The sequence below is a fragment of the Acinetobacter sichuanensis genome (assembly GCF_003024515.2).
Lineage (GTDB): Bacteria > Pseudomonadota > Gammaproteobacteria > Pseudomonadales > Moraxellaceae > Acinetobacter > Acinetobacter sichuanensis.
The window spans coordinates 25,858-49,987 of record NZ_PYIX02000033.1 but is presented as its reverse complement, the minus strand read 5'-3'; the positions used below and the strand labels follow the sequence as shown (position 1 = coordinate 49,987).

At 37.8% G+C, this 24,130-nt stretch carries 25 protein-coding genes and 1 pseudogene; 5 read left to right on the top strand and 21 right to left on the bottom strand.

What is annotated here, in order from left to right; translation table 11 throughout:
- The 5 genes and pseudogenes from C9E89_RS16455 to C9E89_RS16435 form a co-directional block, all read right to left on the bottom strand.
- Positions 1-535, bottom strand: a 535-nt coding sequence (locus C9E89_RS16455; protein ID WP_147305728.1) for a hypothetical protein, incomplete at its 3' end; no start/stop codon positions are given.
- Between the two features lie 69 nt (positions 536-604).
- Positions 605-771 (bottom strand): annotated as a pseudogene (locus tag C9E89_RS16450) (IS5/IS1182 family transposase); the annotation flags it as partial.
- Positions 772-922: 151 nt separating this feature from the next.
- Positions 923-2,449 carry a DHA2 family efflux MFS transporter permease subunit gene (locus C9E89_RS16445; protein ID WP_107009425.1) on the bottom strand — a complete coding sequence of 509 codons (1,527 nt, stop codon included), beginning with the start codon at positions 2,447-2,449 and terminating at the stop codon, positions 923-925.
- Between the two features lie 6 nt (positions 2,450-2,455).
- On the bottom strand, positions 2,456-3,610 hold the full coding sequence (locus C9E89_RS16440) for an HlyD family secretion protein (protein ID WP_107009424.1): 1,155 nt from the start codon (positions 3,608-3,610) through the stop codon (positions 2,456-2,458).
- Positions 3,611-3,933: 323 nt separating this feature from the next.
- Positions 3,934-4,461 (bottom strand): thioesterase family protein, encoded by a 528-nt coding sequence (locus C9E89_RS16435; protein WP_107009423.1) that lies wholly within the window; start codon positions 4,459-4,461, stop codon positions 3,934-3,936.
- Between the two features lie 104 nt (positions 4,462-4,565).
- Here C9E89_RS16435 and hemB point away from each other — a divergent pair, with 104 nt between their 5' ends.
- Both hemB and thiO read left to right on the top strand, forming a co-directional pair.
- The gene (gene hemB / locus C9E89_RS16430) at positions 4,566-5,579 is read left to right on the top strand and encodes a porphobilinogen synthase (RefSeq protein WP_171405154.1); all 1,014 of its coding nucleotides are present in this window, start codon (positions 4,566-4,568) and stop codon (positions 5,577-5,579) included.
- Between the two features lie 270 nt (positions 5,580-5,849).
- Complete coding sequence (gene thiO / locus C9E89_RS16425; RefSeq protein WP_107009421.1) at positions 5,850-6,965, top strand: glycine oxidase ThiO; 1,116 nt, start codon at positions 5,850-5,852, stop codon at positions 6,963-6,965.
- A 7-nt stretch (positions 6,966-6,972) separates the two neighbouring features.
- Here thiO and C9E89_RS16420 read toward each other — a convergent pair whose 3' ends face one another.
- The 3 genes from C9E89_RS16420 to C9E89_RS16410 all read right to left on the bottom strand — a co-directional run bounded on the left by C9E89_RS16420 (position 6,973) and on the right by C9E89_RS16410 (position 9,879).
- Positions 6,973-7,869 (bottom strand): TIGR01777 family oxidoreductase, encoded by an 897-nt coding sequence (locus C9E89_RS16420; RefSeq protein ID WP_107009420.1) that lies wholly within the window; start codon positions 7,867-7,869, stop codon positions 6,973-6,975.
- Positions 7,870-7,946: 77 nt separating this feature from the next.
- Positions 7,947-8,393: an ABZJ_00895 family protein gene (locus tag C9E89_RS16415; RefSeq protein WP_107009419.1), complete on the bottom strand. Its 447-nt coding sequence runs from the start codon at positions 8,391-8,393 to the stop codon at positions 7,947-7,949.
- A 370-nt stretch (positions 8,394-8,763) separates the two neighbouring features.
- Positions 8,764-9,879: an acyltransferase family protein gene (locus C9E89_RS16410; protein WP_107009418.1), complete on the bottom strand. Its 1,116-nt coding sequence runs from the start codon at positions 9,877-9,879 to the stop codon at positions 8,764-8,766.
- 169 nt (positions 9,880-10,048) lie between these two features.
- Between C9E89_RS16410 and C9E89_RS16405 the strand changes: the two genes are divergently transcribed.
- Positions 10,049-10,792: a sporulation protein gene (locus tag C9E89_RS16405; RefSeq protein WP_107009417.1), complete on the top strand. Its 744-nt coding sequence runs from the start codon at positions 10,049-10,051 to the stop codon at positions 10,790-10,792.
- Positions 10,793-10,822: 30 nt separating this feature from the next.
- On the opposite strand, the gene C9E89_RS16400 is transcribed toward C9E89_RS16405, so the two are convergent.
- On the bottom strand, positions 10,823-11,470 hold the full coding sequence (locus C9E89_RS16400; RefSeq protein ID WP_107009416.1) for an HAD-IA family hydrolase: 648 nt from the start codon (positions 11,468-11,470) through the stop codon (positions 10,823-10,825).
- Positions 11,471-11,571: 101 nt separating this feature from the next.
- Between C9E89_RS16400 and C9E89_RS16395 the strand changes: the two genes are divergently transcribed.
- Positions 11,572-12,339 (top strand): hydroxymethylpyrimidine/phosphomethylpyrimidine kinase, encoded by a 768-nt coding sequence (locus C9E89_RS16395; protein ID WP_107009415.1) that lies wholly within the window; start codon positions 11,572-11,574, stop codon positions 12,337-12,339.
- Between the two features lie 132 nt (positions 12,340-12,471).
- Here the strand turns inward: C9E89_RS16395 and C9E89_RS16390 are convergent, their stop codons facing one another.
- The 8 genes from C9E89_RS16390 to rpe form a co-directional block, all read right to left on the bottom strand.
- Positions 12,472-13,143: a nuclease-related domain-containing protein gene (locus tag C9E89_RS16390; RefSeq protein ID WP_107009414.1), complete on the bottom strand. Its 672-nt coding sequence runs from the start codon at positions 13,141-13,143 to the stop codon at positions 12,472-12,474.
- Between the two features lie 35 nt (positions 13,144-13,178).
- Complete coding sequence (locus C9E89_RS16385; protein WP_107009413.1) at positions 13,179-13,661, bottom strand: methylated-DNA--[protein]-cysteine S-methyltransferase; 483 nt, start codon at positions 13,659-13,661, stop codon at positions 13,179-13,181.
- 25 nt (positions 13,662-13,686) lie between these two features.
- Positions 13,687-14,004: a quaternary ammonium compound efflux SMR transporter SugE gene (sugE, locus tag C9E89_RS16380; RefSeq protein ID WP_107009412.1), complete on the bottom strand. Its 318-nt coding sequence runs from the start codon at positions 14,002-14,004 to the stop codon at positions 13,687-13,689.
- An 85-nt stretch (positions 14,005-14,089) separates the two neighbouring features.
- Complete coding sequence (gene sugE / locus C9E89_RS16375; RefSeq protein ID WP_107009411.1) at positions 14,090-14,407, bottom strand: quaternary ammonium compound efflux SMR transporter SugE; 318 nt, start codon at positions 14,405-14,407, stop codon at positions 14,090-14,092.
- A 228-nt stretch (positions 14,408-14,635) separates the two neighbouring features.
- Positions 14,636-15,568: a copper resistance protein B gene (locus C9E89_RS16370; protein WP_107009410.1), complete on the bottom strand. Its 933-nt coding sequence runs from the start codon at positions 15,566-15,568 to the stop codon at positions 14,636-14,638.
- Positions 15,555-17,309 (bottom strand): multicopper oxidase domain-containing protein, encoded by a 1,755-nt coding sequence (locus C9E89_RS16365; RefSeq protein ID WP_107009409.1) that lies wholly within the window; start codon positions 17,307-17,309, stop codon positions 15,555-15,557. The genes C9E89_RS16370 and C9E89_RS16365 overlap by 14 nt, the downstream gene beginning before the upstream one ends.
- Before the next feature lie 54 nt (positions 17,310-17,363).
- Complete coding sequence (locus C9E89_RS16360) at positions 17,364-17,906, bottom strand: hypothetical protein (protein WP_228199056.1); 543 nt, start codon at positions 17,904-17,906, stop codon at positions 17,364-17,366.
- Between the two features lie 233 nt (positions 17,907-18,139).
- Positions 18,140-18,826, bottom strand: coding sequence for a ribulose-phosphate 3-epimerase (gene rpe / locus C9E89_RS16355; protein ID WP_107009408.1), 687 nt, complete (start codon positions 18,824-18,826; stop codon positions 18,140-18,142).
- Positions 18,827-19,015: 189 nt separating this feature from the next.
- Between rpe and C9E89_RS16350 the strand changes: the two genes are divergently transcribed.
- A complete protein-coding gene (locus tag C9E89_RS16350; RefSeq protein WP_107009407.1) occupies positions 19,016-19,294 on the top strand; it encodes a DUF2218 domain-containing protein in 279 nt (92 codons plus the stop codon).
- Positions 19,295-19,342: 48 nt separating this feature from the next.
- Here the strand turns inward: C9E89_RS16350 and C9E89_RS16345 are convergent, their stop codons facing one another.
- From C9E89_RS16345 to C9E89_RS16330, 4 genes are all read right to left on the bottom strand, one after another.
- Complete coding sequence (locus C9E89_RS16345; RefSeq protein WP_107009406.1) at positions 19,343-20,431, bottom strand: M48 family metallopeptidase; 1,089 nt, start codon at positions 20,429-20,431, stop codon at positions 19,343-19,345.
- 20 nt (positions 20,432-20,451) lie between these two features.
- Positions 20,452-21,567, bottom strand: coding sequence for a YjgN family protein (locus tag C9E89_RS16340; RefSeq protein ID WP_107009405.1), 1,116 nt, complete (start codon positions 21,565-21,567; stop codon positions 20,452-20,454).
- A 184-nt stretch (positions 21,568-21,751) separates the two neighbouring features.
- Positions 21,752-22,588, bottom strand: coding sequence for an S-formylglutathione hydrolase (gene fghA / locus C9E89_RS16335; RefSeq protein WP_107009404.1), 837 nt, complete (start codon positions 22,586-22,588; stop codon positions 21,752-21,754).
- 13 nt (positions 22,589-22,601) lie between these two features.
- Positions 22,602-24,044 (bottom strand): C13 family peptidase, encoded by a 1,443-nt coding sequence (locus C9E89_RS16330; protein ID WP_107009403.1) that lies wholly within the window; start codon positions 24,042-24,044, stop codon positions 22,602-22,604.
- Positions 24,045-24,130: the final 86 nt, after the last annotated feature.

Below are 24,130 nucleotides of genomic sequence, written 5' to 3'. Positions count from 1 at the left end.
TTTTTGTGAGTTCTATTAAAACTTGCTCCAAACGTATTGCATTCACTTCATAATCAGGATTAACCCCTCCTCGTAAATCCGCACGATAAGGTAACCAATCCGTTGCATAGGTTGACAAAATAAATATTACTTTATGGTTTTTAAAATAAGTGTTAACAAAGAAACCATCCTCTACAAAAATTTTATTGCTATTATCCAACAACAGAGTCAAGCCACTAATATCAACTGTAAATGGAAGTTTTCTTTCTACATGATTAAACTTATAAAATAATTGATACCAATAGTTACTCTGCTTATAATCATCCTGATCTGAAACTGAATATTTTTCAAAATTATAATCAATTGAAGAACTTTCTTTAGTTTCTGCATTATCATATAGTTCTATAAGTTTTGGAAAAAAAAAACCATACTTTTCTAATATTATTAGCAAGCTACATAAGTTATTAATTAATTGATCTTTAATAGAATCATCTTCTATCGAGTTTATTTCTTTCGTAAACACCCATGTTCCAAAAGGTTTTCCAAATATTACCATTGTGTTTTCTCAACTAAAATTAAAACCATAAATCTCTTTCACCTGACTAGAAAAACTCCTTGCTGTTCATTTATCTTCTAAAAGTTTGATACAGTGTATCTTGATTTCAACCAAACTACGTCGATGATAACCAGACTATTTTCTCCAAGGTGATCTTCCAAACCTTTGACTATTTTCAATAACTCATTTCGCTCTATAGATCTCGTTTGCTCATCTTTTCAAGGCTTTGCATTTTTTGGTGAGCTATCTTGACCAATATTGTTTGCTGATTTCTTTGGACAGTTCAATTGTTCAATCCACATGAGAATGTATTCAAAATACCTCTATTTTTATTCACAGACATAAAAACAAGCCCGATAAATATCGGGCTTTCTAGATAACTATTTATTAATGTGAATGCCCTGCCCCCACATTACCTTTTGGTCTTGGGCATAACCAAATGATTAAACCTGCGAAAATAAAAACCATCGCAAAGATTAAAAACACATGATTCACTGAAATGGTTAAAGCTTCTTTATCCACCAAGTTTGAAATTGTACCAAGTGCCATTTCTGGGCTAAAGCCGCTATTGACCAAATTCCGCTGAGTCTCTTCAACATGCATTGTAGAAACAATTTCGCTGCGTGCTATTTTGGTATGATCATCCCAAATCGTTACTGCAATGGATGCCCCAATCGCACCCGCCATCGTTCGCATAAAGTTCATCAAACCTGCTGCTGAAGCAACTTCATCAGGGCGTACCACACCCAATGCAATATTTGAAAGGGGAATAAAGAAAAATGGTACCGCAAAACCTTGAATAATTTGCGGTAATGCCAATGCCATAAAGTCAGCATCACTGGTCCAGAATGACCGTATCAAGGTCACGCCACCCAAAATCATGAGACCAAAACTCGACAAAGCTCGTGGGTCATATTTGGTGGCTAACTTCGCCACAATAGGTGACATCATCAAACTACCAAAACCCATAGTTGCAGTCAGATAACCTGCCCATGATGCGGTATATCCTAAGTTAATTTGTAACCATTGTGGAATGAGTACAATACTGCCAAAGAATGCCGCGAAGGCAAAAGCAAGAGATAAGGTCGCAATGGTAAAACCACGATATCTAAAGATTTGAATATTCACAATTGGATGCTTTTCGTAATATTCCCAAATAAAGAAAGCAATAAAACCAACCACCAAAATAACGGCTAAAGCACAAATTAGACCACTACTAAACCAATCTCGTTCATGCCCCAAATCGAGCATTAACTGTAAAGCGCCAATCCAAACAATCAGCAAAGCCAAACCAATCCCATCAATCGGCAATTTTGCAGTTGGTGTTTCTGCAACTTTGAGCAGACGCATAACACCTACAGCACACAACAACCCTACAGGAATATTGATAAAGAAAATCCAATGCCATGACCAGTTATCGCTGATCGTACCGCCTAAAATCGGTCCTAAAATTGGACCTACGACAGTCGTCATTGCCCACATTCCCATGGCTTGCGAATGCTTTTCAGGAGGGAAAATATGCATCAGTAAAGTTTGGCTGAGTGGCATAATCGGTCCACCAAACAAACCTTGACCAATACGACAAATTACCAACATTGCTAAACTATTTGATAAACCACATAAAATTGAAAATGTCGTAAATCCAATCAAACAAATGCTAAAAACGCGAACAGCGCCAAAACGCCCTGCCAACCATCCAGTTAATGGAACACAAATTGCTTCAGCAACCGCATAAGAGGTAATCACCCAAGTTCCTTGTGAACTTGAAACTGCCAAACTGCCTGTAATATGAGGAACAGATACATTGGCAATGGTCATATCTAAGACGACCATAAAGTTTGCCAATGCCAAGAAAAAAGCAGCCAGTAATAACTTAGCGCCCTTTAACTCACCTTGAAATGTTGAGCTGTTCATAGGCGATTACTTCGCTGATGAGGTATCAACCTCAGCTGTCATCGATAATCCTACACGTAGAGGATGCTCTGCTAACTCTTTAGGATCTAACTTGATACGCACAGGTAAACGCTGTACTACTTTAATCCAGTTTCCTGTGGCATTTTGCGCAGGAATCAAAGCAAATGCAGAACCAGTACCCCCAGAGAAACCAATTACAGTGCCATGATATTCAACTTTTTTACCGTATAAATCTGAAGTTAAAGTCGCTTTCTGTCCGACTTTCACATTTTGTAATTGGCTTTCTTTAAAGTTTGCATCGACGTACAACTCAGACAATGGCACAATTTTCATTAGACTTGCACCAAGAGCAACACGCTGTCCAACTTGAATATTACGACGTGCAATCACCCCATCCAATGGCGCTTTGATCTCTGTACGCTCTAAATCTAAAAGTGCCTGATCAAGTTTGGCTTGAGCCACTAAAACATCTGGTGTTGATGTTTGTGATGTACCTTTAATGAGTGCTTCATTTGCATCTAAATTACTTTGTGCTGCTTTACGTTTTGATTCTGCTTGAGCTAAAAAGGCTTTAGCAACATCGACACTGGCTTTTGCATTATTCAAAGCACTTTGTGACTTGGTAAATTCTTCTTTAGAAATCGCTCCTGAAGCACTTAATTGTTGACGACGGGCAAATTCTTGCTGCGCTTGCTGATAACCCACTTCAGCTTGTGCCACTTGTGCTTTTGCACTGTTAATATCATCGGCACTGACTAAAATTTGTGAAGATAATGAACTGCTATTTGCTGAGCTTTGTGTATATTGACGTTTCGCTTTCGTCAATTCTGCCTCTGCCTGTGCAACTGCGATTTTGGCATCACGATTGTCAATAATTGCTAAGACATCCCCTTTCTTGACTTGCTGTGTATCACTCACCAGCACTTTTTCAACTTGACCACTGACCATAGAGGTAATTTCAGCAGTTTCAGCCCCAACATAAGCATTGTCAGTTTCAACCTTATTTCCGAAAAAAAATGTCCAAAGTGCATATAAGATGCCAATAACAAGCACCAATAATGCAAATATTTTCAGCATTTTTTTACGTTTTTGTTTTGCTTCATCATCTGCTTGAGATGGAGTTTCATTTGGAGAGGCATTCGTCATCTGCGCTTCAGTCATCGCATATTCCTAGCTTTTAGGAACCTCATCACCACATTACATCAAACTAGAGATCGAACTGAATCATGGTTTTAATGTTCAAAATCACTTGAAATGATGCCAATGAAAGCGTCAAGGTTGTTTTAAAAATGTGGCGGTCAATTTTACAGGTAAAAATCATAATATGAGAATAAAAATATTTACTCTAGAGTTTATTGTCTGATTTTATAGAAAACTATTGATATTCATCTTATTTTTTTGCAAGACTCAGTGATCAAAATCTAAATTTCGACCACTTATATTGACAGAATAAATACAATGTGTACTGGGCAGTACACTATTTTTTAGTAAGCATATGAAGCAATCGCTGTTGCTATCGCTTTACCTTCATCATTCACCATGGTCATACGCATGGTGCAGCCTTTACGCCCCATTCTCAACGTTTCAGCTTTAGCAATAAAAAACTTTCCACGACCCGGTGATAAATAATCGACACGCATATCTACAGTGGCTAAACGAGAAACCTTTTTCAAGGTATCAGGCAATTGATCAGGTTCAGCTCTTTTATATAACTCACCCATTGCCACAATTCCACCAATACTGTCGAGTAAAGTTGCAGCGACGCCACCATGTAAAATTTGAAATGCAACATTGCCAATCAAAAAAGGTTGCATCTCAATGTAGCCTTCGATTTCATCATTGACCACACGCATTTGCATGGTGTTATGTGCAAAATAAGGTGAACTATTAAATGCTTTGGTTAACTGTTTCAGAACAACATTTAAATCAGCTTTAGCGCCTAGATGTAAATTTCCAGTCCACTTTTTTTGTGACTCGCTCGAGGTCGAATCAATTTTAGGAGAATCACTCATAATAAATACAAAACCAATCTTAAGAAAAAAATGCAGCTTTTCCCCAAAAAATATGTGAAAGGGCTACAATAATGCTTAGTTTAATACTGAATATTGAGATTGTTATGACTTATACGTTCAATCGTCCTGCTTTTCCAGCCACTCGTATGCGCCGTATCCGTAAAAATGACAAGCTCCGTGCCATGGTCAGAGAAACTCAACTCACAGCAGATCATCTCATTTATCCAGTATTTGTACTTCCTGGGCAAAATCAAACCCAAGATGTACCTAGTATGCCAAACGTACAACGTTTATCTGCGGATTTATTGTTGAAAAAAGCAGAAACTTTGTTAGAACTTGGTGTATCTAAACTCGCATTATTTCCAGTAACACCGCAAGAAGATAAAAGCTTAACCGCAGAAGCTGCATGGCACGAAGATGGTTTAGTGCAAAATACCTTACGTTTACTAAAAAAAGAACTACCAGAAATGGTTCTAATTACAGATGGCGCATTAGATCCGTACACAACGCATGGTCAAGACGGTATCATTGATGATACGGGTTATGTACTAAATGATGAAACCGTACAATGTCTAATTAAACAATCACTTAGTCATGCTGAAGCAGGTGCAGATGTTATTGCACCAAGTGATATGATGGATGGACGTATTGGTGCAATTCGTCAAGCTTTAGAAAGCAATGGTCATATTTATACGAGCATTATGGCGTATTCAGCAAAATATGCGTCTAGCTTCTATGGCCCTTTCCGTGATGCTGTTGGTTCTTCATCCAACCTTAAAGGTGGTAATAAATATAACTATCAAATGGATGTCGGTAACCGTGCAGAAGCTTTACATGAAATCGCTTTAGATATTCAAGAAGGCGCTGACATGGTGATCGTTAAACCTGGTATGCCTTATCTTGATGTTGTTCGTGAAGTCAAAGATACCTTTGGCGTGCCTACTTTTGTTTATCAAGTTAGTGGTGAATATGCGATGTTGGCTGCTGCCATTCAAAATGGTTGGCTTTCTGAAAGCGTGATTATGGAATCACTCATGTGCTTCCGCCGCGCAGGTGCAGATGGAATTTGGACGTACTATGCAGAACAAGCAGCACGCCAACTAAAAGAGATGAAGTAAGACTTTCTACTTCTTATTTTTTAATTTAAATTCTACTCAGTATTTAATTCGCGATAGGTGGCATGGATGCCACCGTTGGACTGGGGGAAAAGGAATTCCCCTCAGTCCAACAAAAGATTTTTGTTACTTTTCATCTCTGAAAAGTAAGGAATTACCTACGCAAAGGTACATGCCCTCAAATCAATATTTGTGGTTGTACTCATTTTTTAGTGTTATGAGTTGAAATCTAATCCAGATCATTTCAACTTAAAAAAAGTGGTATTGATTTTCATGCATATCGCCATCATTGGTGCAGGAGTAAGTGGCTTACTCACCGCCCTCGAACTTGTTGAACAAGGTTGCACAGTCACCATATTTGACCAACAACATGCAGGTCATGCAGCCTCATGGGCAGGTGGAGGAATTCTTTCTCCAATGTATCCTTGGCGTTATCCACGAGAAGTGAATCATCTCGCACAACATGGTAAACAACTCTATCAAGATTGGAATCAAAAACTTTTGCCTGAAACAGGTATTGATTTTGAAATTCATGAAACAGGAATGTTGATCTTTGATGAAGCTGATTTTGAAATTGGTTTGAATTACAAAGACCAATACCAAGAACCGATGCAACATTGTGAGTATTTACAACGTGAATCACTGGAAGCCGTTAACCCACATATTGCCGAACAATTCCAACATGCGATTTATTTCCCATACTTAGCAAATGTGCGTAATCCAAGATTACTCAAATCATTAATTTCATATTTAAAACAGCATCCTAATGCCGAAGTGATTGAAAATACTTGGATTGAAAAGTTTAATCTTCAAAATAATCAAATTCAGTCTCTTCAAACCTCAAATGGTCAACATTTTGCAGCAGATCAATTTGTGATGACGACAGGTGCTTGGTCAAACACATGGTCAACACAGCTAAAATGCAGCATTCCCGTTGAGCCTGTGCAGGGGCAAATGATGCTTTTTAAAACCCCTGAAAATTGGTTACCCACCATGTGTATGAACAATGTCATGTACCTTATTCCCCGTATGGATGGACATGTTGTATGTGGCTCAAGCATGAATCATCTTGGTTTTGACCAACGTCCAAGTATTCAAACACAGCAAAATATTTATAAAGCCTGTCTTGAAATGGTGCCTGAACTCGCCAATTTTCCAATCGTAAAACAATGGGCAGGCTTGAGACCAAGTTCACCTACAGGGATTCCCTATATCGGGCAAATGCCAAATATAAAAAACCTTTGGGCAAACTTTGGGCACTATCGTAATGGGCTTTGTATGGGTCCTGCATCAGCGCGCTTACTGCGTCAGATGATGCTCAAACAAGAAACCTTAGCTGACCCATATGCGTACTCAACTCAACGTTTAACCCAACTTGACACAGTATGATGCAAAATTATGAATGGATGATTTGTCTTAAAGCACTGTCCAAGTCTGCATATTGAAATTTAAAGCCTTCATTCAGTAAAGCTTTGGGTTGCACATATTGACCATTTAACACCAATTGAGACTGCTCGCCCATCAAGAGTTTCATCACAAAACTCGGTAATGGCAAAAATGGTTTACGCTTAAATACTTTACTAGCAACATTGACAAATTGCATTTGGTCAATATGATCAGGTGCAACCACATTATAAATTTTTTGGTCTGATGCGCTTTGAAATAAAAATAAAATCGCTTGAATGACATCATCAATATGCACCCAAGTCATGGGCTGGCGTCCTGACCCAATTCGCCCGACTAAATTTAATTTAATTGGCAATAACATTTGCGGAAGAATGCCACCATTTTTACCAAACACGACGCCTAAACGCATGATTTTGGTGTTTTGCAATGGATCAGACAACGCTTCAGCTTCCCATTTTTGGCAAAGTTCAGACATAAAAATCGCTTGAGGAGATGAAGATTCATCACAAACATTTAACCATTGCTCAGTAAAATCAACTCCATAATAGCCAATCGCAGAACCTGAAATAATACATTTAGGCTTAATTTGATATTGTGTGAGTGCCTGATACAGTTTTTTTGTGGTATCGACTCGGCTCTGAATCAGTTTTTGTTTTCGTGCTGCTGTCCAACGACCTTGACCAATACTCTCACCTGCCAAATTCACCACATAATCTAGTGAAATATTTTCGAGTGCAGTGAGTGAATCAATCCATTGTAAATTTACATGGTTTGAAATATGCATTTTCCGTGACAATGCAATGACCTGAAAATGATGCTGTAACAAATAGCGCAACAAATGGCTGCCAATAAAACCTGTTGCACCAGTAACTAAAACGGTCTGCATGAATGAAATACTCTTTTGATTATTATAAATTCCATTCAAGCATACTTTTTAAACACTCATAAAGCTGCATTATTTACCTATGAAAACATTTTCGCTGCCATACGTTGCGCCTGTTTACCATAAAACCAGTAAGTAATCAGAAATAATGGAATTGCTAACATCAATAACATCATTGCCGAAATCATTAAAAATTGTGGGCTTTGCATATAGAGTAAAAAATTATTCCAGACTTCAGCATCATGACGTGCAAAAATCATCACCCCAATGAAGATGCCAATAAAATTATATGTCCAAAAAATCAGACTAAACCCGATAGAGAATTTTTTTTGTTCTGCTTTACTTGGAGCGCGCTTTTGCTGCTTTAGAAATAAGTGTAAAACAATAAGCATAGAAATCAGATAAGGTAATGCCGTTAAAACACCTGCAACCTGACTAGGTAATAAAGCGACCAAAACGCCAACCACCATTGTCAACATCAAACAAAGTACAAAAAACCATAAAAAATATTTACTTAGTGATGTCATATGGGAATTTCCACAACTCAAAAATACATTATAGGAAAATTTTTTAATTTTTTTTCACTTTCTTGTCAACCAAAGCAAAAGAGCTGTCGTTATATAAGTATAAGGTTGCAGCAACCGCGAACAATTTGCACTGGCATCCGCAGATTTGACTCGGTAACCTTCTATCCCATGAGACCTATAAACTCATGCTTCTTATAATTTGATTTGGAACAGCAGCCTAAATCAAATTAAGCGAAGTATTTTGACCGACGATTTATTCATCACTCGAATCGTCGGTTTATTTTTGTCTGTAAATTCTGCTTTCTGATGCTCAATCATTTTCTCAGCGAATCACTCAAACTTAAAGATTGAGCAGCTCAGTTCTCATTTCCTAAGAACTCGACCGTATAAAACGTTGCCGAATTTTTCGATTTAAAGGTGTTGAATAATATTTTTCGATCATCCAGCTTAAAATAAACACCAAAATAAAATAAATCGGTAATAACATTAATTTTTCAGCAGGCAGCGTTTCTTTAGGAAAATAAACCACTTTAAATAACCCTAAAATAATTAAATGAAATAGGTACATTTCATAACTGCGTTGCCCAATCCAGACCATCGTTTTTGAGGTGATAGAAGATGCTTTTGATGCAGCATTTTGCGAGAAACAGAAAATTAATATTGCAGCGAACAAAGCAAAGACCGAAATTCCCCAAGTACTGACTTCTTTGATGGGCGCATAAAAATAAAGCATGACCATCATGATTGAAACAATGCTCACAATCAGATTTTTATAAGCGAGGCTTCCTTTAAAATTTTGCACGACAATTGCAGTTAAACAACCTATTGCTATTCCATCAAAACTGGAAAAATAATGGTAAAGATAAGCACCATTTTCTGCACCAAAATGCAGTGAACGGAAATAAGGTGCATAAGCAATAATAGCAAGCAACAGTAAAATAAAGTGTTTTTGACTACGCCCTAAAAGCAAACATAAAAGTGGAAATGCAAGATAAAAAACTTCTTCTACAGACAATGACCACAGCACACCTAAAGCATAATTTACCCAACCATTTTCAATAATCAGAATGTTCATCCAAAAACTAAATGCTGCAAATATAGTTAAACCATAAGACACGTCTATGCCATTCGGTGCTTGGTTGATAAAAGGTTTTAACCCAAAACTTCCCAATACTGTCACCATAGCCACCAATAAAACCAAACATGGAATAATTCGTGCAACACGGCGTATATAAAAGTCTTTAAGTTTTATCTGTGCCAATGAGCCGTGACGTTGCAAACTATGCTGAGTAATTAAAAAACCTGAGATCACAAAGAACATCGTCACGCCATAATTCCCATTACGAGCAATCAAGGTACTTAGGCTCTCACCAAAAATCTGTATCCCTAAAAAGGTATCATGTAATTTATATGGAATATTAAAATGGTGAATTAAGACCAATAAAATTGAAATACCACGTAATACATCTATTTTATAATTTCGCACAGATATCCTTTACCTTAGACTTTTATCATTCATAGAATATTTTTCATTTTATTTTAAATTAAAAAAATAAAGTTGATCTGAAAATAAACACAATCATGGCATTGACAGGATTTTAAATTCTGATTTCAATAGCCATATTAACAACACTAAATATTGGTTTTCTATAAAAATGTTCAGTAAGCTTATGTCTAACCTTGGTTTACAAGGTGTTGAAGTCAATACTTGCATCTATACATCTACACCACAAGCAGGTCAAATCGTGAATGGTGAGATTATTTTTAAAGGTGCTGCATCTAATAAAAATATTAATGGTATTTATTTGAAACTCATGACCTCTGCTGAGGTTGAAAGCAGTGATCATGAATTTAACCAAGATTTAACCATTCAACAATGGCATGTGAGTGGTGCTTTTGAACTTAAAGCAAATCAATCACATAGTTTTCCATTTTCTATACAATTACCTTTTGAAACGCCAATCACTGAAATACAATGTCGTCATAACAAAACACGTGTATGGCTACATACCCATTTAGACATTGATTGGGCGGTTGACGCTACAGACAAAGATAATCTAAACATCGCTCCTACACCTGCGATGCAAGCATTTTTACAAGCCATGCAACAATGTGGCTTCTTTTTAGCAACTGCTGATGTAGAAAAAGGTCAATTACGTGGTGGTCACTATTTTTCTACGATTGGTTGTTACCAAGAGCTTGAATTTTTACCAACACAGCATTTTAGTGGCATCAATGAAGTTGAAGTCTCATTTGTCGCTCAAGAACATCAAACCCATGTTATGCTTGAAGTTGATCGTAAATTTCGTGGCGATCAACTACGCAGTATCACCATTCCACATCATCAAATTTCGACACCACATTTGGTTCAGCAAATTAGACAACTCTTGAATATTTAATTTTTATCACATGTGATTGCTGAGTCACGCTTAGGCAATCACATGTAAAAGTGCTGCAAAAGTTTTAATTCGCGCTTTAGGCTGTGCTTCATCCAGTTCCTGAGCCGAACCATAGCCATATTCCACTGCAATAGTTTCAATGCCATTTTTACGTGCGCCAAAAATATCATGCTCACGATCACCAACCATTAAACACTCTTCAGGCTTGAGCTGCTCTTTTTCCAAAATATAAGCGATCAAATCCCCTTTGTTAGTACGCTCACCATTCAGTTCACTACCATATGGATATTCAAAATATTGCAATAAATTAAAATGATCTAAAATCTGACGTGCATAAACTTCAGGTTTGGCTGTGGCTAAAAATAATCGATAGCCTTGATTCTTTAGTGTTTCAAGCGTTTGTGCCACATCTTCAAAAACATGATTTTCAAATAGACCTGTAACAGCAAAGCGCTCACGATAACCAAGTAATGCTTGTTCAGCCAAAATATCATTGGCATCAACACCAAGTAATTTTGCCAAAGAAGCTTTCAGCGGTGGACCAATGATCCAATCAATATTTTCAGACTCAGGAATCGGATGCCCGACTTTTGCCAGACCATAACGTGCCGAAGTGGTAATACCGACTTTAGGATCAGTCAATGTTCCATCCAAATCAATCAGAATATTTTTAAGCACAGATTTACCTTTTACTAAATTCAAGCGATGCAAAATTACAGTCGAGAGTTTTGCTAAAGTTGCCTATACTAACTCAAATTTATAAATTTAAGGACATCATTGTGCGCCCTACTGTATTGTGTTTTTCTGGTCTCGATCCTTCTGGTGGTGCAGGTTTGCAAGCAGATATTGAAGCCATTGGACAAAGTGGCGCACATGCAGCAATTGCCTGTACCGCGCTGACCATTCAAAACTCGCAACAGGTTTTTGGTTTTGAAGCCACTTCAAAAGAATTACTGCTGGCACAAGCCAATGCTGTGGTTCAGGATTTACCCATCAAAGCGGTCAAATCTGGCATGCTTGGCACTACCGATAATATTGCAGCTTTGGCTGAATTTTTACGTGAACATCCTGATTATTTATATGTGCTTGATCCTGTTTTAGTTGCAAATAGCGGTGGCTCATTGGGCAATCAGGAAACTTTGGTTAAAGCCTTTGTCGAACTGGTTCCGCTCGCGACTGTACTCACACCAAATACCGTTGAATTACGTGCTTTAACAGGCGAACAAGACTTAGAAAAAGCCACAGCCAAGTTGTTTGAAATGGGTGCCAAAGCAGTCTTGGTCAAAGGTGGACATGAAGATACGCCTGATCATATTCGTAATGCCTTGTATGTAAATGGTGAAATGATTTCTGAAACCAAATGCCCACGCTTAGAGGGTGAATATCATGGTTCAGGCTGCTCGCTTGCAAGTTTTATTGCAGGTCGTCTGGCGTTGGGTGATGCTTTGAATGTTGCGGTGAATCATGCAGAAAGCTGGTTATTTGGTGTGTTAAAAAATGCTGAAACACCTATTGAAGGTGGACAGAAAATACCAAAACGATTCTAATCTTGCCAGATATTCAAGCTTCATCACATTGAAGCTTGAATGATTTGATTTAAAATTATAAGAATTAAAACAGCAGAAAGAAAACTCTTTGGATAAAGTGAGATATTTACTCGATTAAAATTTATATTTGACTTAATTATTAATTTTTTTGGCACTATGACTGTTTTTAAGATTCTGCACATGCTGACGATTGGTTTTCCATGATTTTTCAAGAACTTCTTTTTCTATACGTAATTGAATTCGCTTTAATTTGGTTGATGAAATGACCTCATCTCTAAAACCTTTCACATAATCCGTCCAAGCTGCACCGCGAAACACATTGGCAGGCATTTGCGTTTTAAACTCACAGTCAGGCATAAAAACCACAATGGAATGAATCACAGCAGGATCAACAATATCTGCCAAAATAGTTTCCAGAACTTTTTGATGTTTATAATTTTGATGCAAAGGATTTTGAAATTTATAGCTGTTTTTATAGATTTTTTGCGTCCATGTTTTCTGGCGTTCGCCACCAAAAATCCAACCCTTATAATTCTTGGTTTCAACCACAAAAATGCCATAAGGACTCAATACAATATGATCAATTTGTGTTGTCGTGTTCTGTTCATCAGGCAAAGTACAATCATTAAATAAAATGTACTTTTCTTTATCCAAATAAAGTTTAGCATGTGTACTAACCGCAAACTCCCCCATTTTTCCTTTTAAAAATGGTTTGAATGCCTTGATTGCCCCAACAATCAAAAATAATGGAATCATCCACCATAGTTGTGAAAATAATGGTGCAAGTATTTGTGTAGCATCCATTTAGAATTCTATTATTATCAATAATTAAGACTATTTTAATGTAGTTTCTCAATTTTTAAAAGAATATCCTTATTCTCCAAGCCACCTGCAAAGCCAACCAATTTGCCATTTGCGCCCACCACCCGATGACACGGCGCAATAATTGAAATCGGATTTTTACCATTTGCAGCACCCACCGCACGAACGGCTTTGACATTGCCGATCTGTTCAGCAATATCTTTATAACTGCGGGTTTCTCCAAATGGAATGGTGAGTAATGCTTGCCAGACTTTTTGTTGAAACTCTGTCCCTTCAAAGTCTAAAGGCACGTCAAACTTTTGACGCTGCCCTGCAAAATATTCATTCAACTGCTTTTGCGTTTCAAGCAAAATCGAATGTTGTGTATTTTCAATCAGTTCAGCCAACCGAACACGCTTGGGATCTTCATTTTCCCAAAGGACTGCCACCAAAGCGGTGTCCGTTGCAACCAATTTTAAAATGCCCACGGGAGAAGGCATTTCCATAAATGATAATTTCATCGACTTCTCCTTGGACAAATACACTTTAAGATGATGAGAGCTTCATCAATACTAACCCAGAAATGATTAAAACTGCAGCCAACATTCGCATGGCAGTAGCAGGTTCGCCCAAAAAGAAAATACCGACGGCAAATGAGCCGACTGCACCAATACCTGTCCAAACGGTATAGGCTGTACCCAAAGGCAAGGATTTCATGGCATAGGACAATAGAGCAAAACTTGCGATCATAAATACAATCGTCAGAATACTGGGCATGAGTTTGCTAAAGCCATCTGACACCTTCATAAAATATGCCCAGACCACTTCCAATAAACCCGCTACCACAAGTAATACCCAAGCCATACCAATACTCCTAAAAATCAATGTATTAAAATCAAAAAAATCCAAGTTAACCACATCAGTCAACTTGGATCAGAAAATAGAGGGTTTAAGAAGAAGACAGTTTCATCAGAATCAAACCCGATACAATCAGTACCGCCGCCAACATACGCATTGCCGTGGCAGGTTCACCTAAAATAAAAATACCCACAAGGAATGAACCAATTGCCCCAATTCCTGTCCAAATCGTATAAGCCGTTCCCAAGGGCAAAGATTTCATGGCATAAGCCAATAAACCAAAACTCAGGATCATAAAGAAAATCGTAATGACGCTCGGGGTGAGCTTTGTGAAACCTTCGGACATTTTCATGGTATATGCCCAAACAATTTCAAAGATGCCTGCAAAAACAAGAATGACCCAAGCCATGACCAGCTCCAAATTTAAATTAGAGTCAGGTCGTCCTGACGAGTTTTCTTGGTGCAGATTTTGATGATATCGCACAAAGGGAGGTCGTTCCTCCTTTGAATAAACACATATTAATGCATTTCGCCCTAGAAATGAGCGTGTTTTACAAATCTTGACCCAAAATACACCTACAAAAATGAGGGCTTTAAAAAATTAAAGCCCTCGCATCCATCATTTTATATCAGAAAATTAAAACTTAAACCGCACCCCTGCACCATAGAGCCAACCCTGTTCAGAATCACTTTCAACTTGCCATGGTGTTTCATCATTGCCCTTACTGTATTCATAGGCAATATCCAGATACGGCATGACTTTTTTACTGATCTCATAACGGGTTTCAATGCCTGTAGTCAGACTGCTTAAACCCGATTTTTTTGCATATTTAGAATCATCACTGAAAACCACATCGAGATCCAAATAGGGTTTAAAAATCAGTTTTTGCGTCAACAGCAAATCTCGTTCGGTCTCCAGACTCAACCCTGAATAATTCTCTTCGCCTGCATAAAAATAAGCATCCGTTTCAAAGAAATACGGCGCCATTCCATGTAAACCTATCACCGCATCGAGTTGTTCTTCACTATCTTTAACATGATGATCCAGCTCAACCTTTTGAGATCGGTAACGCACACCTGCCTGAACATCCCAAAAATCTGCAATCATACGGCTATATAAAACTTTGGCATCAAAGTGCGCATCATGAGATTCCGCTTTATCCGTATGAATCTTAATGAAGAGCTTATTTTCATCCGTCCCGATTCGGGTTTCAATTTCAGACTTTAATGCACCTTCACCATCTTCATTGACCAGCCATTTTGTATCTATAGTACTGATGGCATAAATCTGTGCGCCATGTTCCTTACGATGATCATGTCCTTGATGTGCTGTACGATTTTCAGTAGATACCGCAGGATTCTGATGTTGCTGATGCTGTGAATGATCTATTTTTGAATGATCCATCTGCGTATGATTCATTTGCGAGTGATCCACCATTTCACTATTTGGCGTCGTTGTGGTTGGCGATGCTGACATCATGTCATGTCCTTCATGCGCCATTGCCCAACTACTCATCATCAATAATGAACTTGCTAAAACAGTATACGGAAATAACTTAGTGGTGTGCATGTTGATCTCCTTGCTGTTCAGCTTGATTTGATGTGTTTTCATTGGATTTTTGAATCGGTGTAGTGGTGGTTTCTCCCTCGGAAACATTGGCAACAATCAGTTTATTCATCATTCCTGCGCTCATGTGATAAAGCAAATGACAATGAATCGCCCATTCTCCCAGTTCATCAGCTGTTAACAATGCAGTCACCGTTTTTGCAGGAGGTACAACAATCGTGTGTTTATTCGGCATATCCACCGCAGGCTGACCATTTTCCAGTTGCATAAACATGCCATGTAAATGCATCGGGTGCGCCATCATACTGTCATTAATAAATTTAATGCGAATCCGCTCGCCATACTTCACTTTTAAAGGTTCAGCATCGCTAAATTTTTTACCATTAATCGTCCAGATATACCGCTCCATAGTTCCGCCCAAACGAATCACCAATTCACTTGTCGCTTCACGGGTATCGGGTTGTGGGGTTAAGGATTTCAGATCACTATATTGCAACGCTTTATCACCTTGCGGGGTCGATGCATTTGCCCAACCTTCGACCACAGCATCAGATTTTTTTGTCGCTGTTGGTTGATGTTGTGAGTGATCCATGCCCTGCATATCGCCATGATTCTCTGCTTTTTGATGAATAGTTGAGTGATCCATGCCTTGCATATCAGCACTGCCATGCCCCATGTCTGCCATATTTAAAATAGCGCGAGGACGTGCTTGTGGCAGATGAATTCCATGCGTATTTGCTGTCAACTCATTGTGCAACGTCCCAATGGCAAAACCTGAACGGTCAATCGACTCCGCTTCAATTTGATAATGCCCAGCCTTCGGTTCAACCACCACATCATAAGTTTCGGCTGTCCCTATACGGAACTCATCCACAGGCACAGGCTGTACAGGCTGACCATCTGCACCGACTACTGTCATTTTTAAGTTCGGAATGCGTACATCAAAAAAGGACATGGCTGAAGCATTGATAAAACGCAAACGAACTTTTTCATTCGGTTTAAACATGCCTGTCCAGTTTTGTTCAGGCGTTTTGCCATTGATCAAAAAAGTATAGCCCGTGACATCAGACAGATCAGTTTTCAGCATACGCATCTGATTCCACATTTTGCGGTCAGACCATGTGGCTTTGACACCATCACGTTGCACTTGCTTCCATACATCCCCCAAAGTTTCACGCCGATCTTGATAATATTCAGCCGAAATTTTCAGATCTTTTTGAATTTGATCACTGGTTTTGTCATGAAAATCTGACAGCATCACCACATAGTCACGCTCAGTTTGTTCATGTGCAGCAAGTGGTTTTTTGTCCTTGGGATAAATCACCAAAGCGCCATATAAACCGTCCTGTTCCTGACCTTTGGAATGCGCGTGATACCAATAGGTTCCACTTTGGCGAACCTTAAACTTATAGACAAAATCACCTTGCGGTCGAATCCCGTTAAAACCATTAAAGCCCGGAACGCCATCCATAATACCGGGCAATAACAGACCATGCCAATGGATCGAAGAATCCTGATTTTTTAAATTATTATGTACATGAATCACCGCATCATCGCCTTCCTCAAACTCGAGTAAAGGGGCGGGAAACTTGCCATTGACCGTAATACGTTTGACCGCTTTGCCTGTGACATTGACCATTCCTTCATCAATGTTCAGGTGATATTCCTTAACGGCTGCAAAACTCCATGTTGAAGACAACACAGCCACAGCGACAATAACGCTTTTTGAAAATTGAATAGACATAACTCAACCTAAATTTCTGAAATTATTTTGAAAATAATGCTTCGGAAAAACGGGTTAAGCTTTAGGTGGACGTAGAATTTCCTGCCAATGCCCTGCAAGGTGCTGAGCCTGGTAAGCAATGGAAATCACATTGCGGTTTTGTAGATGTTCGGGCGGACTCAACTGAGGAATGTCCGCATTAAACCACACGATGGAAGACTGACACGAAAACAGCGTGCATTCCTGACAGTCATTATGCTGTAGCTGTTTGCTCTGTATCAGTTGCGCATGACAAGCTTTCAGATTTTTCATCTGCTGATCATGGCTATCATCATGATTCTGCTTGGAATCAGCAACCGCTTGCTGTTGCAGATCTGTGCAATGATTTTTCATCTCCTGCACGGACATACCTTGCATCATCTGTGCATGAGACAGCGGTTCATTTGGATGATTGTTTGACTGATTTTGTAAATTTTGTTGTGAATCCTGTTGATGTTGCATCTGCATACCCATTTGCATGGTTTTTACAGAAGCCATAGACACACCACTCCAGCCAATGGCAAAAACCATCAGCAAAACAAACCAAGCCTGTTTGCAGAGTTGCGTCAACATGTTCATTAAATAAAAACTAAATTCGATTTAAGCATATACAACAATCATGCAATGCGCAAACCTACTTCACACATCCATAAAATATTTCTTTGTGTATAGATGAAAGGTTTAAAATCTATGTTGAAATTTTAAAATCAATAGCTTGAATAAAATGCTCATAATAAAAAAGAACTCAGATGAGTTCTTTCTTAAAATTTATAAAAAATAATATCGCTTTTTAAAGCTCAAGCATCTATTGATTACGCTTTTTGAGCGCCAACTAAAGCCAGTTCAGCGCGCATTTCATTAATGACTGCTTGATAATCTGGTTTACCAAAAATTGCTGAGCCTGCCACAAACATATCCGCACCTGCTTCAGCAATTTCACGGATATTTGCAGGTGTTACACCGCCATCTACTTCTAAGCGAATATCACGTCCTGAAGCATCAATAATTTTACGTGCTTGACGTAATTTATCCAAAGTGCCAGGAATGAATTTTTGACCACCAAAACCAGGGTTTACACTCATCAATAACACTTGATCAACTTTATCTAAAACATAATCAAGATAATGCAAAGGAGTTGCTGGATTAAAAACTAAACCTGCTTTTGCTCCACCATCTTTAATCAATTGTAATGAACGGTCAATATGATGTGTTGCTTCAGGATGGAAAGTAATAATATCTGCACCCGCTTCCAGAAAATCACCAATCATACGATCTACAGGTGACACCATCAAATGCACATCAATTGGAGCTTTAATTCCATATTTTTTCAATGCCTTACATACACCTGCACCAAAAGTTAAATTGGGTACATAATGATTATCCATCACATCAAAATGAACAACATCAGCACCTGCTGCAAGTACATTTTCAACTTCCTCACCTAAGCGAGCAAAATCAGCAGATAAAATTGAAGGTGCAATCAAAAATGGCTTGGACATGGATCAACCTAGCGATAAATATGGAATCATGAAATTATAGCAAACTTCCACAGACACATTGCTAAAAGACATGAAAAATGGACAATTTCAATCAGATCATCGCAAATCTGTAACGAAGCGTTCCATTTATGCAACACATTTTACACGTTGTTTTTGTTAGTTTATCAACTCAACATGGAGCAAATGAGAATGAAAAGCAATACTATTATTTCAACAGATGACGCTAAACGCATTGCAAAACGTCTACTCAACCACTGGAAACATAAATTTGAAGTTGCCGAAACTGAAGAAAATTTGAGTATTTTCATGCCTGATGCAACTGTTGTACTGACACCTGAAGCACAACAGTTATTCGTAGAATTACGTACAGATCGTGAAGATTATAGCCGTTTAGAGCAAGTGATCTTAGATCATCTCAATCGCATGGCACAACAAGAGTTTAGTGTACAGTGGCAACATCAAGCTTAATGGCAAGCTTGATGTTTATTTCGATATAAAAATAAAGATCTCATGAGGTTAAGGAGACTTTTTCTGTTGTTTTTCAAAGTCTCTGACCATTTGAATACGTTTTGCAGTTGCAGGATGTGACTCAAAGATTTCATATACTTGAGAAAATTGATCATCTTTTTCAGATTGTTCATTTTTCTTTTGTTTTTGATCTTTTTGTTGCGTGACTGTTCCTTCTTCTTTTTCATATTCATCGCTTAATCTTTGTAAAAAATTAGCAAAATGCGCAACTTCAATATGTTGACGATCCATTAATTTCAATGCATATAAATCAGCTTCTTGCTCAAATTTACGTGAATATTTTGCGCCTAACATTGCTGTAGGTAAGGATGAAAATAAATCTGAACTGTCCCCTGTAATCGCAATATATAATATGCTGATCCCTAGGCTAGATAAACCTTGTTGCAAACTATGGCGTTCGATTAAATGCCCTTGCTCATGAGCTAAAACCCCTAAAATTTCTTGGTCACTATGTGCCAACTCAACCAATTCATCTGTCACTAAAATTGTATTATTTGGCAATGCAATCGCGTTCGCACCTAATCGTGTTCCCTTTCTAAATACAAGTTTGGCAGGCTGACCTTCTGCAATTTGTTTGAGGTATTGCTGCCGAATTTGTTCTTGTTGCTTTTTACTCAACTTTGTCGGTTCAGTCCAATATTCATTGACATATTTTTCAGCTTCATCGCCTAAACGCTGCATACTATTTTTAGGCAATTGAAAAGCAATATAATGTGAAGCGCTTGGAATGCCCCATTTTACTAAAGCAAAGCCAAAAAACACCACAAAAATGACACTAAACAAAATAAGCGAAGGAGAACGTTCCAATTTCCAAATCGAGCCATAAATTTTTTTAGGTGCAATCTGAAACCAATCAGGTAAATGGTCTTGAAACTCAATGCGAGCATCATCCTTTAACTCAACTACAGGTTTTAGCTGCCCTAAAGCACCTATCAACTGCATATCAGCATAAGAATAGTTTCGTGTTTGCTCAGCATAACGAACTTGAATATGTTCATCATCTAGAGCAAAAACCTCAGCTTGGTGTGGCTTTGACACAACACCATCATAAAAAATTACCTGTACAGATTGCATCATCTGATTATTAGCTCATTCAATTAAAGTGAAACATCAATGTCAAAAATGTCACTGATTTCTTCTGCTAAAGCACTATGATCTGCTTGTGCTAAATTCATCATTTGGTCTGGATCATCAAGTAATACTAAACTTAAAGAATCAATTTGATATCGATAAAGACGAATAGCAGCCCAAGCTGACATCAAACCTAAAGAGAAAATTTTAGCAATCCAATTTGTGCCAACAATCCAAGCATAACGCCATTGGTTGCAATCCGTTTCAAATTTACTATTACCAATAATCGTGTTATTCCATGTCGTCATAAAAACACGAGCACTCATTAAAGGAAATATGAACAAGCCTGCAATGACATACACAACCCCAAAAACGGCAAGAAAAGCTTGTGGATTTGATAAAGCACCAAACACACTGGAAATAATTCCGACAACCATTAATAAACCCATAAACATAAATACAGGAATATAAACAGCGCCCATATAGGCTGACCAATCTGCTTGTAATTTAAATTTTAACTGTCCTGCATATAGATTATTAATACAATAACTTTTATATAACCAAATCAAAACAGGAAAAAATAAACCTAAAGTAAAAATATAAATCGCAACACATTTCAAAAAAACACCGTAGGCTTGTTTGGTTGTACCTGCAAAATAAAATCGACTATTGGCATATTTACTATTTCGCGCAGTAAAGCGAATGGTTGCACGAATCAACCATGGCACAGCCAAATAAAGCACGATAAAACCAATCAAAGTTGCGGTCATCGAATATTGAGAAATAGCCGAAATTGCGCCATAAATCCCAAGTGCAATCAAACGTCCGATCAGAATTTTTTTCGGCACACCCGTAAAGTCAAAGCGTCGTCTAAAAAATTCAGTATTGCCATAAAAATAACGTAGACGGCGTACTTTTGCCCACGGTGCATATAAACTCAAAGTCACAATTGTTAATAAAATATTAACGATCCAGATACCAAAATACTCCATCGCATCGCCATGAAACTTGAAGCGATAAACTCGCCCCTGCGCTGAAGGATTTGAGGTTGTATGACTTGAATGATCAGAGAAAGGGTCGGAGGTTTTCGTTAAATCTAAACCACCTTGGCTTGGGAATGGTGGAGGTATTTGTTCTTGCATAATTATCTCTTATTTTTAATATGTGACTGTCACAAGACACTAAAAGAAGGATTCAATAAAATAAATCAAAATCAGTTTAGCTACTTTTGAACTTAAAATAAACTATACGCATAATGTCATTTAAAATACGATACAGTGAATAAAATAATACAAACTATCTTATTCACTGTATTGGATCTATTCGTTATTTTTGTAATTGCAAAGCATGAAACTGTAAATGTTCATCGATAAAACTTTGAATGAAAAAATAGCCATGATCATAGCCATCATGCATACGTAATGTTAGTTTTTGCCCAACTTTATGACAAGCGGCTTGATAGTTTTCAGGATGTAATTGACTATAAAATTGATCATTTAAGCCTTGATCAATCAGAACCTCACTAAACAAAGCACCTTTATTCAACACCAACTGAGTTGCATCGTGCTTTGCCCATTCAGTTTGATCTACTCCTAAATAATTTGAAAATGCCTTTTCTCCCCAAGGACAAGCACTAGGCTCACAAATTGGAGCAAATGCAGAGATAGAACTAAATTTCTCAGGATATTTCCATGCCAAAGTCAGCGCGCCATGCCCTCCCATAGAATGCCCAAAAATGCCAATCTTTTGTTCAGCAATCGGAAATTCTTTCATTAACAAAGGATATAATTCTTTGATTAAATAAGACTCCATTTGAAAATGTTCAGCCCAAGGTTGTTGTATCGCATCTAAATAAAAACCAGCACCTTGACCAATATCCCAAGAATCGCCCTGTTCTACGTCATCACCACGTGGCGAAGTATCTGGACTAATTAAAATCAGCCCCAACTGCGCAGCCAAACGCTGTGCATGTGCTTTAATCACAAATGTTTCTTCGGTACAGGTTAGACCTGCTAAATAAATCACAGCAGGACATTTTTGCATTTTTAATGCTTGTGGCGGTAAAAAGACCCCAAACTTACTGACTTGCTTTAAAGATTTTGAAGTTGTTTGATAAATTCGTTGTTCACCATCAAAACACTTATTTTTTTGTAAAAGTTCCATATCATTTCCTATCCTATTGTGTGGTTACAGGAATTACCTGAGCTGTTTTTTTCTCATGGCTATTCATATGTTCTATATCAACAACGGCTTGTGAATTAGTTTGAGGAAATAAATGTTGCTCAAGCTGTGGTAAAACTAATTCAATATTTTTCCCCATCACCCATTGTGGTTCAGAAGGCTCAAAACCTTGAGCACTTTCCCATTTTCCAACAGTTTCGGCTGCTTGTTGAAACGCGGCTTTGAGGGTTGTTTGCTCACGCATTGCCTGATCGAAAAACGCTCGACCAAAATATGTATAATCTGCTTCATTTGAACAGCCAAATGAAGCACGATCTGCTGCCGATGCAGTAATAATTAAAGTATCAGGTGCTTGTAAAGCAGGAATAAAACTTCCTGAATAACATGCAGAAATAACGATAACTTTCCAACGAATCCCCGATTTATCTAGGGTATCTCTTAACCATTTTGGATCAACATCATTTAAATCTAATGGATCATTTTCCATTTCAAATTGATTTTGCAAGCCATGCGATGTCATATATAAAAATAACACATCACTTTCACGATTCATTTGCTGTCCAATACGACGTAAAGCCAGCTCCATACTGGTTTTAGATGCTAAAGGAATCGTGGTACGTGTAGCAGGGTTATTAATCAGTTCAATCGAACGTCCAAAGGTACCAAAACGTGTATCGAACTGCTCTTTGATCCGTTCGATTTCATACTTAAATACATCTTGATAACCCACACCTGCTACACCAAGAAAATACCAATGTGTTTGTGCAAACTCGCCATATTGAATTTGATCTAAAGCTTTATTTAAAACACGACTTTGCGCATAAAAAGCATTTTCTGCAAAAGTTGCAGGGCTTTCTTCAACCTTCCAAATCGGTTGATCTTTGACTGACATTTGCCAAACAACTAAAGTAAATAAAGTTGCCAACATAATGAGCGCACGTTCCCACCATGGCCATTGTAATTCACGTGCAAAAACCCAAACAACAGCTAAACTTTGCCAAACAAAAAGCACCATAAAAATAATGGGCAAATAATCATAAGTAAAATCAGGTAAATATTCTAAAGAACCTAAAAACTGAATAAAACTTTGCAAAAATGCAATATGTGTATCTAAAACCAACCATAACAAGGCGGGTACTAACATTAAACGTGGGTTTTCAGTACGTTGTGATAGAAAAATCCCGACAATTAAAGCAATAAAAGGCCATAAAGCGTAGCTAATTAAACCTTGTCGATTAAAAACACCGCCATCTCCAGCAACTAACCAACTAAATAAACTGTTTGCACAACCACCCAAAACTCCCCAAAAAATCAACTGTAATATTGAAGGACGTACAATTTGTAAAGATTTACGTGACCCTAAAAATAACCAAAGTCCCGCACGCTGATTACTTTTGAAATCATGCCAAAAATTAATTGAGGGTTTGAGGTCTATCATAAAGATTCTATAATTGCAGGTGACTTAAATCAGCATAGCTAGTTTATGCTTGCTTAAAATATTATCAATGTGTATTTCAACTATAT

Coding starts and splice junctions, on each gene's coding strand:
- C9E89_RS16445 (WP_107009425.1), bottom strand. CDS start 2,449: ATGAACAGCTCAACATTTCAAGGTGAGTTAAAGGGCGCTAAGTTATTA.
- C9E89_RS16440 (WP_107009424.1), bottom strand. CDS start 3,610: ATGACTGAAGCGCAGATGACGAATGCCTCTCCAAATGAAACTCCATCT.
- C9E89_RS16435 (WP_107009423.1), bottom strand. CDS start 4,461: ATGAGTGATTCTCCTAAAATTGATTCGACCTCGAGCGAGTCACAAAAA.
- hemB (WP_171405154.1), top strand. CDS start 4,566: ATGACTTATACGTTCAATCGTCCTGCTTTTCCAGCCACTCGTATGCGC.
- thiO (WP_107009421.1), top strand. CDS start 5,850: ATGCATATCGCCATCATTGGTGCAGGAGTAAGTGGCTTACTCACCGCC.
- C9E89_RS16420 (WP_107009420.1), bottom strand. CDS start 7,869: ATGCAGACCGTTTTAGTTACTGGTGCAACAGGTTTTATTGGCAGCCAT.
- C9E89_RS16415 (WP_107009419.1), bottom strand. CDS start 8,393: ATGACATCACTAAGTAAATATTTTTTATGGTTTTTTGTACTTTGTTTG.
- C9E89_RS16405 (WP_107009417.1), top strand. CDS start 10,049: ATGTTCAGTAAGCTTATGTCTAACCTTGGTTTACAAGGTGTTGAAGTC.
- C9E89_RS16390 (WP_107009414.1), bottom strand. CDS start 13,143: ATGGATGCTACACAAATACTTGCACCATTATTTTCACAACTATGGTGG.
- C9E89_RS16385 (WP_107009413.1), bottom strand. CDS start 13,661: ATGAAATTATCATTTATGGAAATGCCTTCTCCCGTGGGCATTTTAAAA.
- sugE (WP_107009412.1), bottom strand. CDS start 14,004: ATGGCTTGGGTATTACTTGTGGTAGCGGGTTTATTGGAAGTGGTCTGG.
- sugE (WP_107009411.1), bottom strand. CDS start 14,407: ATGGCTTGGGTCATTCTTGTTTTTGCAGGCATCTTTGAAATTGTTTGG.
- C9E89_RS16370 (WP_107009410.1), bottom strand. CDS start 15,568: ATGCACACCACTAAGTTATTTCCGTATACTGTTTTAGCAAGTTCATTA.
- C9E89_RS16365 (WP_107009409.1), bottom strand. CDS start 17,309: ATGTCTATTCAATTTTCAAAAAGCGTTATTGTCGCTGTGGCTGTGTTG.
- C9E89_RS16360 (WP_228199056.1), bottom strand. CDS start 17,906: ATGAACATGTTGACGCAACTCTGCAAACAGGCTTGGTTTGTTTTGCTG.
- rpe (WP_107009408.1), bottom strand. CDS start 18,826: ATGTCCAAGCCATTTTTGATTGCACCTTCAATTTTATCTGCTGATTTT.
- C9E89_RS16350 (WP_107009407.1), top strand. CDS start 19,016: ATGAAAAGCAATACTATTATTTCAACAGATGACGCTAAACGCATTGCA.
- C9E89_RS16345 (WP_107009406.1), bottom strand. CDS start 20,431: ATGATGCAATCTGTACAGGTAATTTTTTATGATGGTGTTGTGTCAAAG.
- C9E89_RS16340 (WP_107009405.1), bottom strand. CDS start 21,567: ATGCAAGAACAAATACCTCCACCATTCCCAAGCCAAGGTGGTTTAGAT.
- fghA (WP_107009404.1), bottom strand. CDS start 22,588: ATGGAACTTTTACAAAAAAATAAGTGTTTTGATGGTGAACAACGAATT.
- C9E89_RS16330 (WP_107009403.1), bottom strand. CDS start 24,044: ATGATAGACCTCAAACCCTCAATTAATTTTTGGCATGATTTCAAAAGT.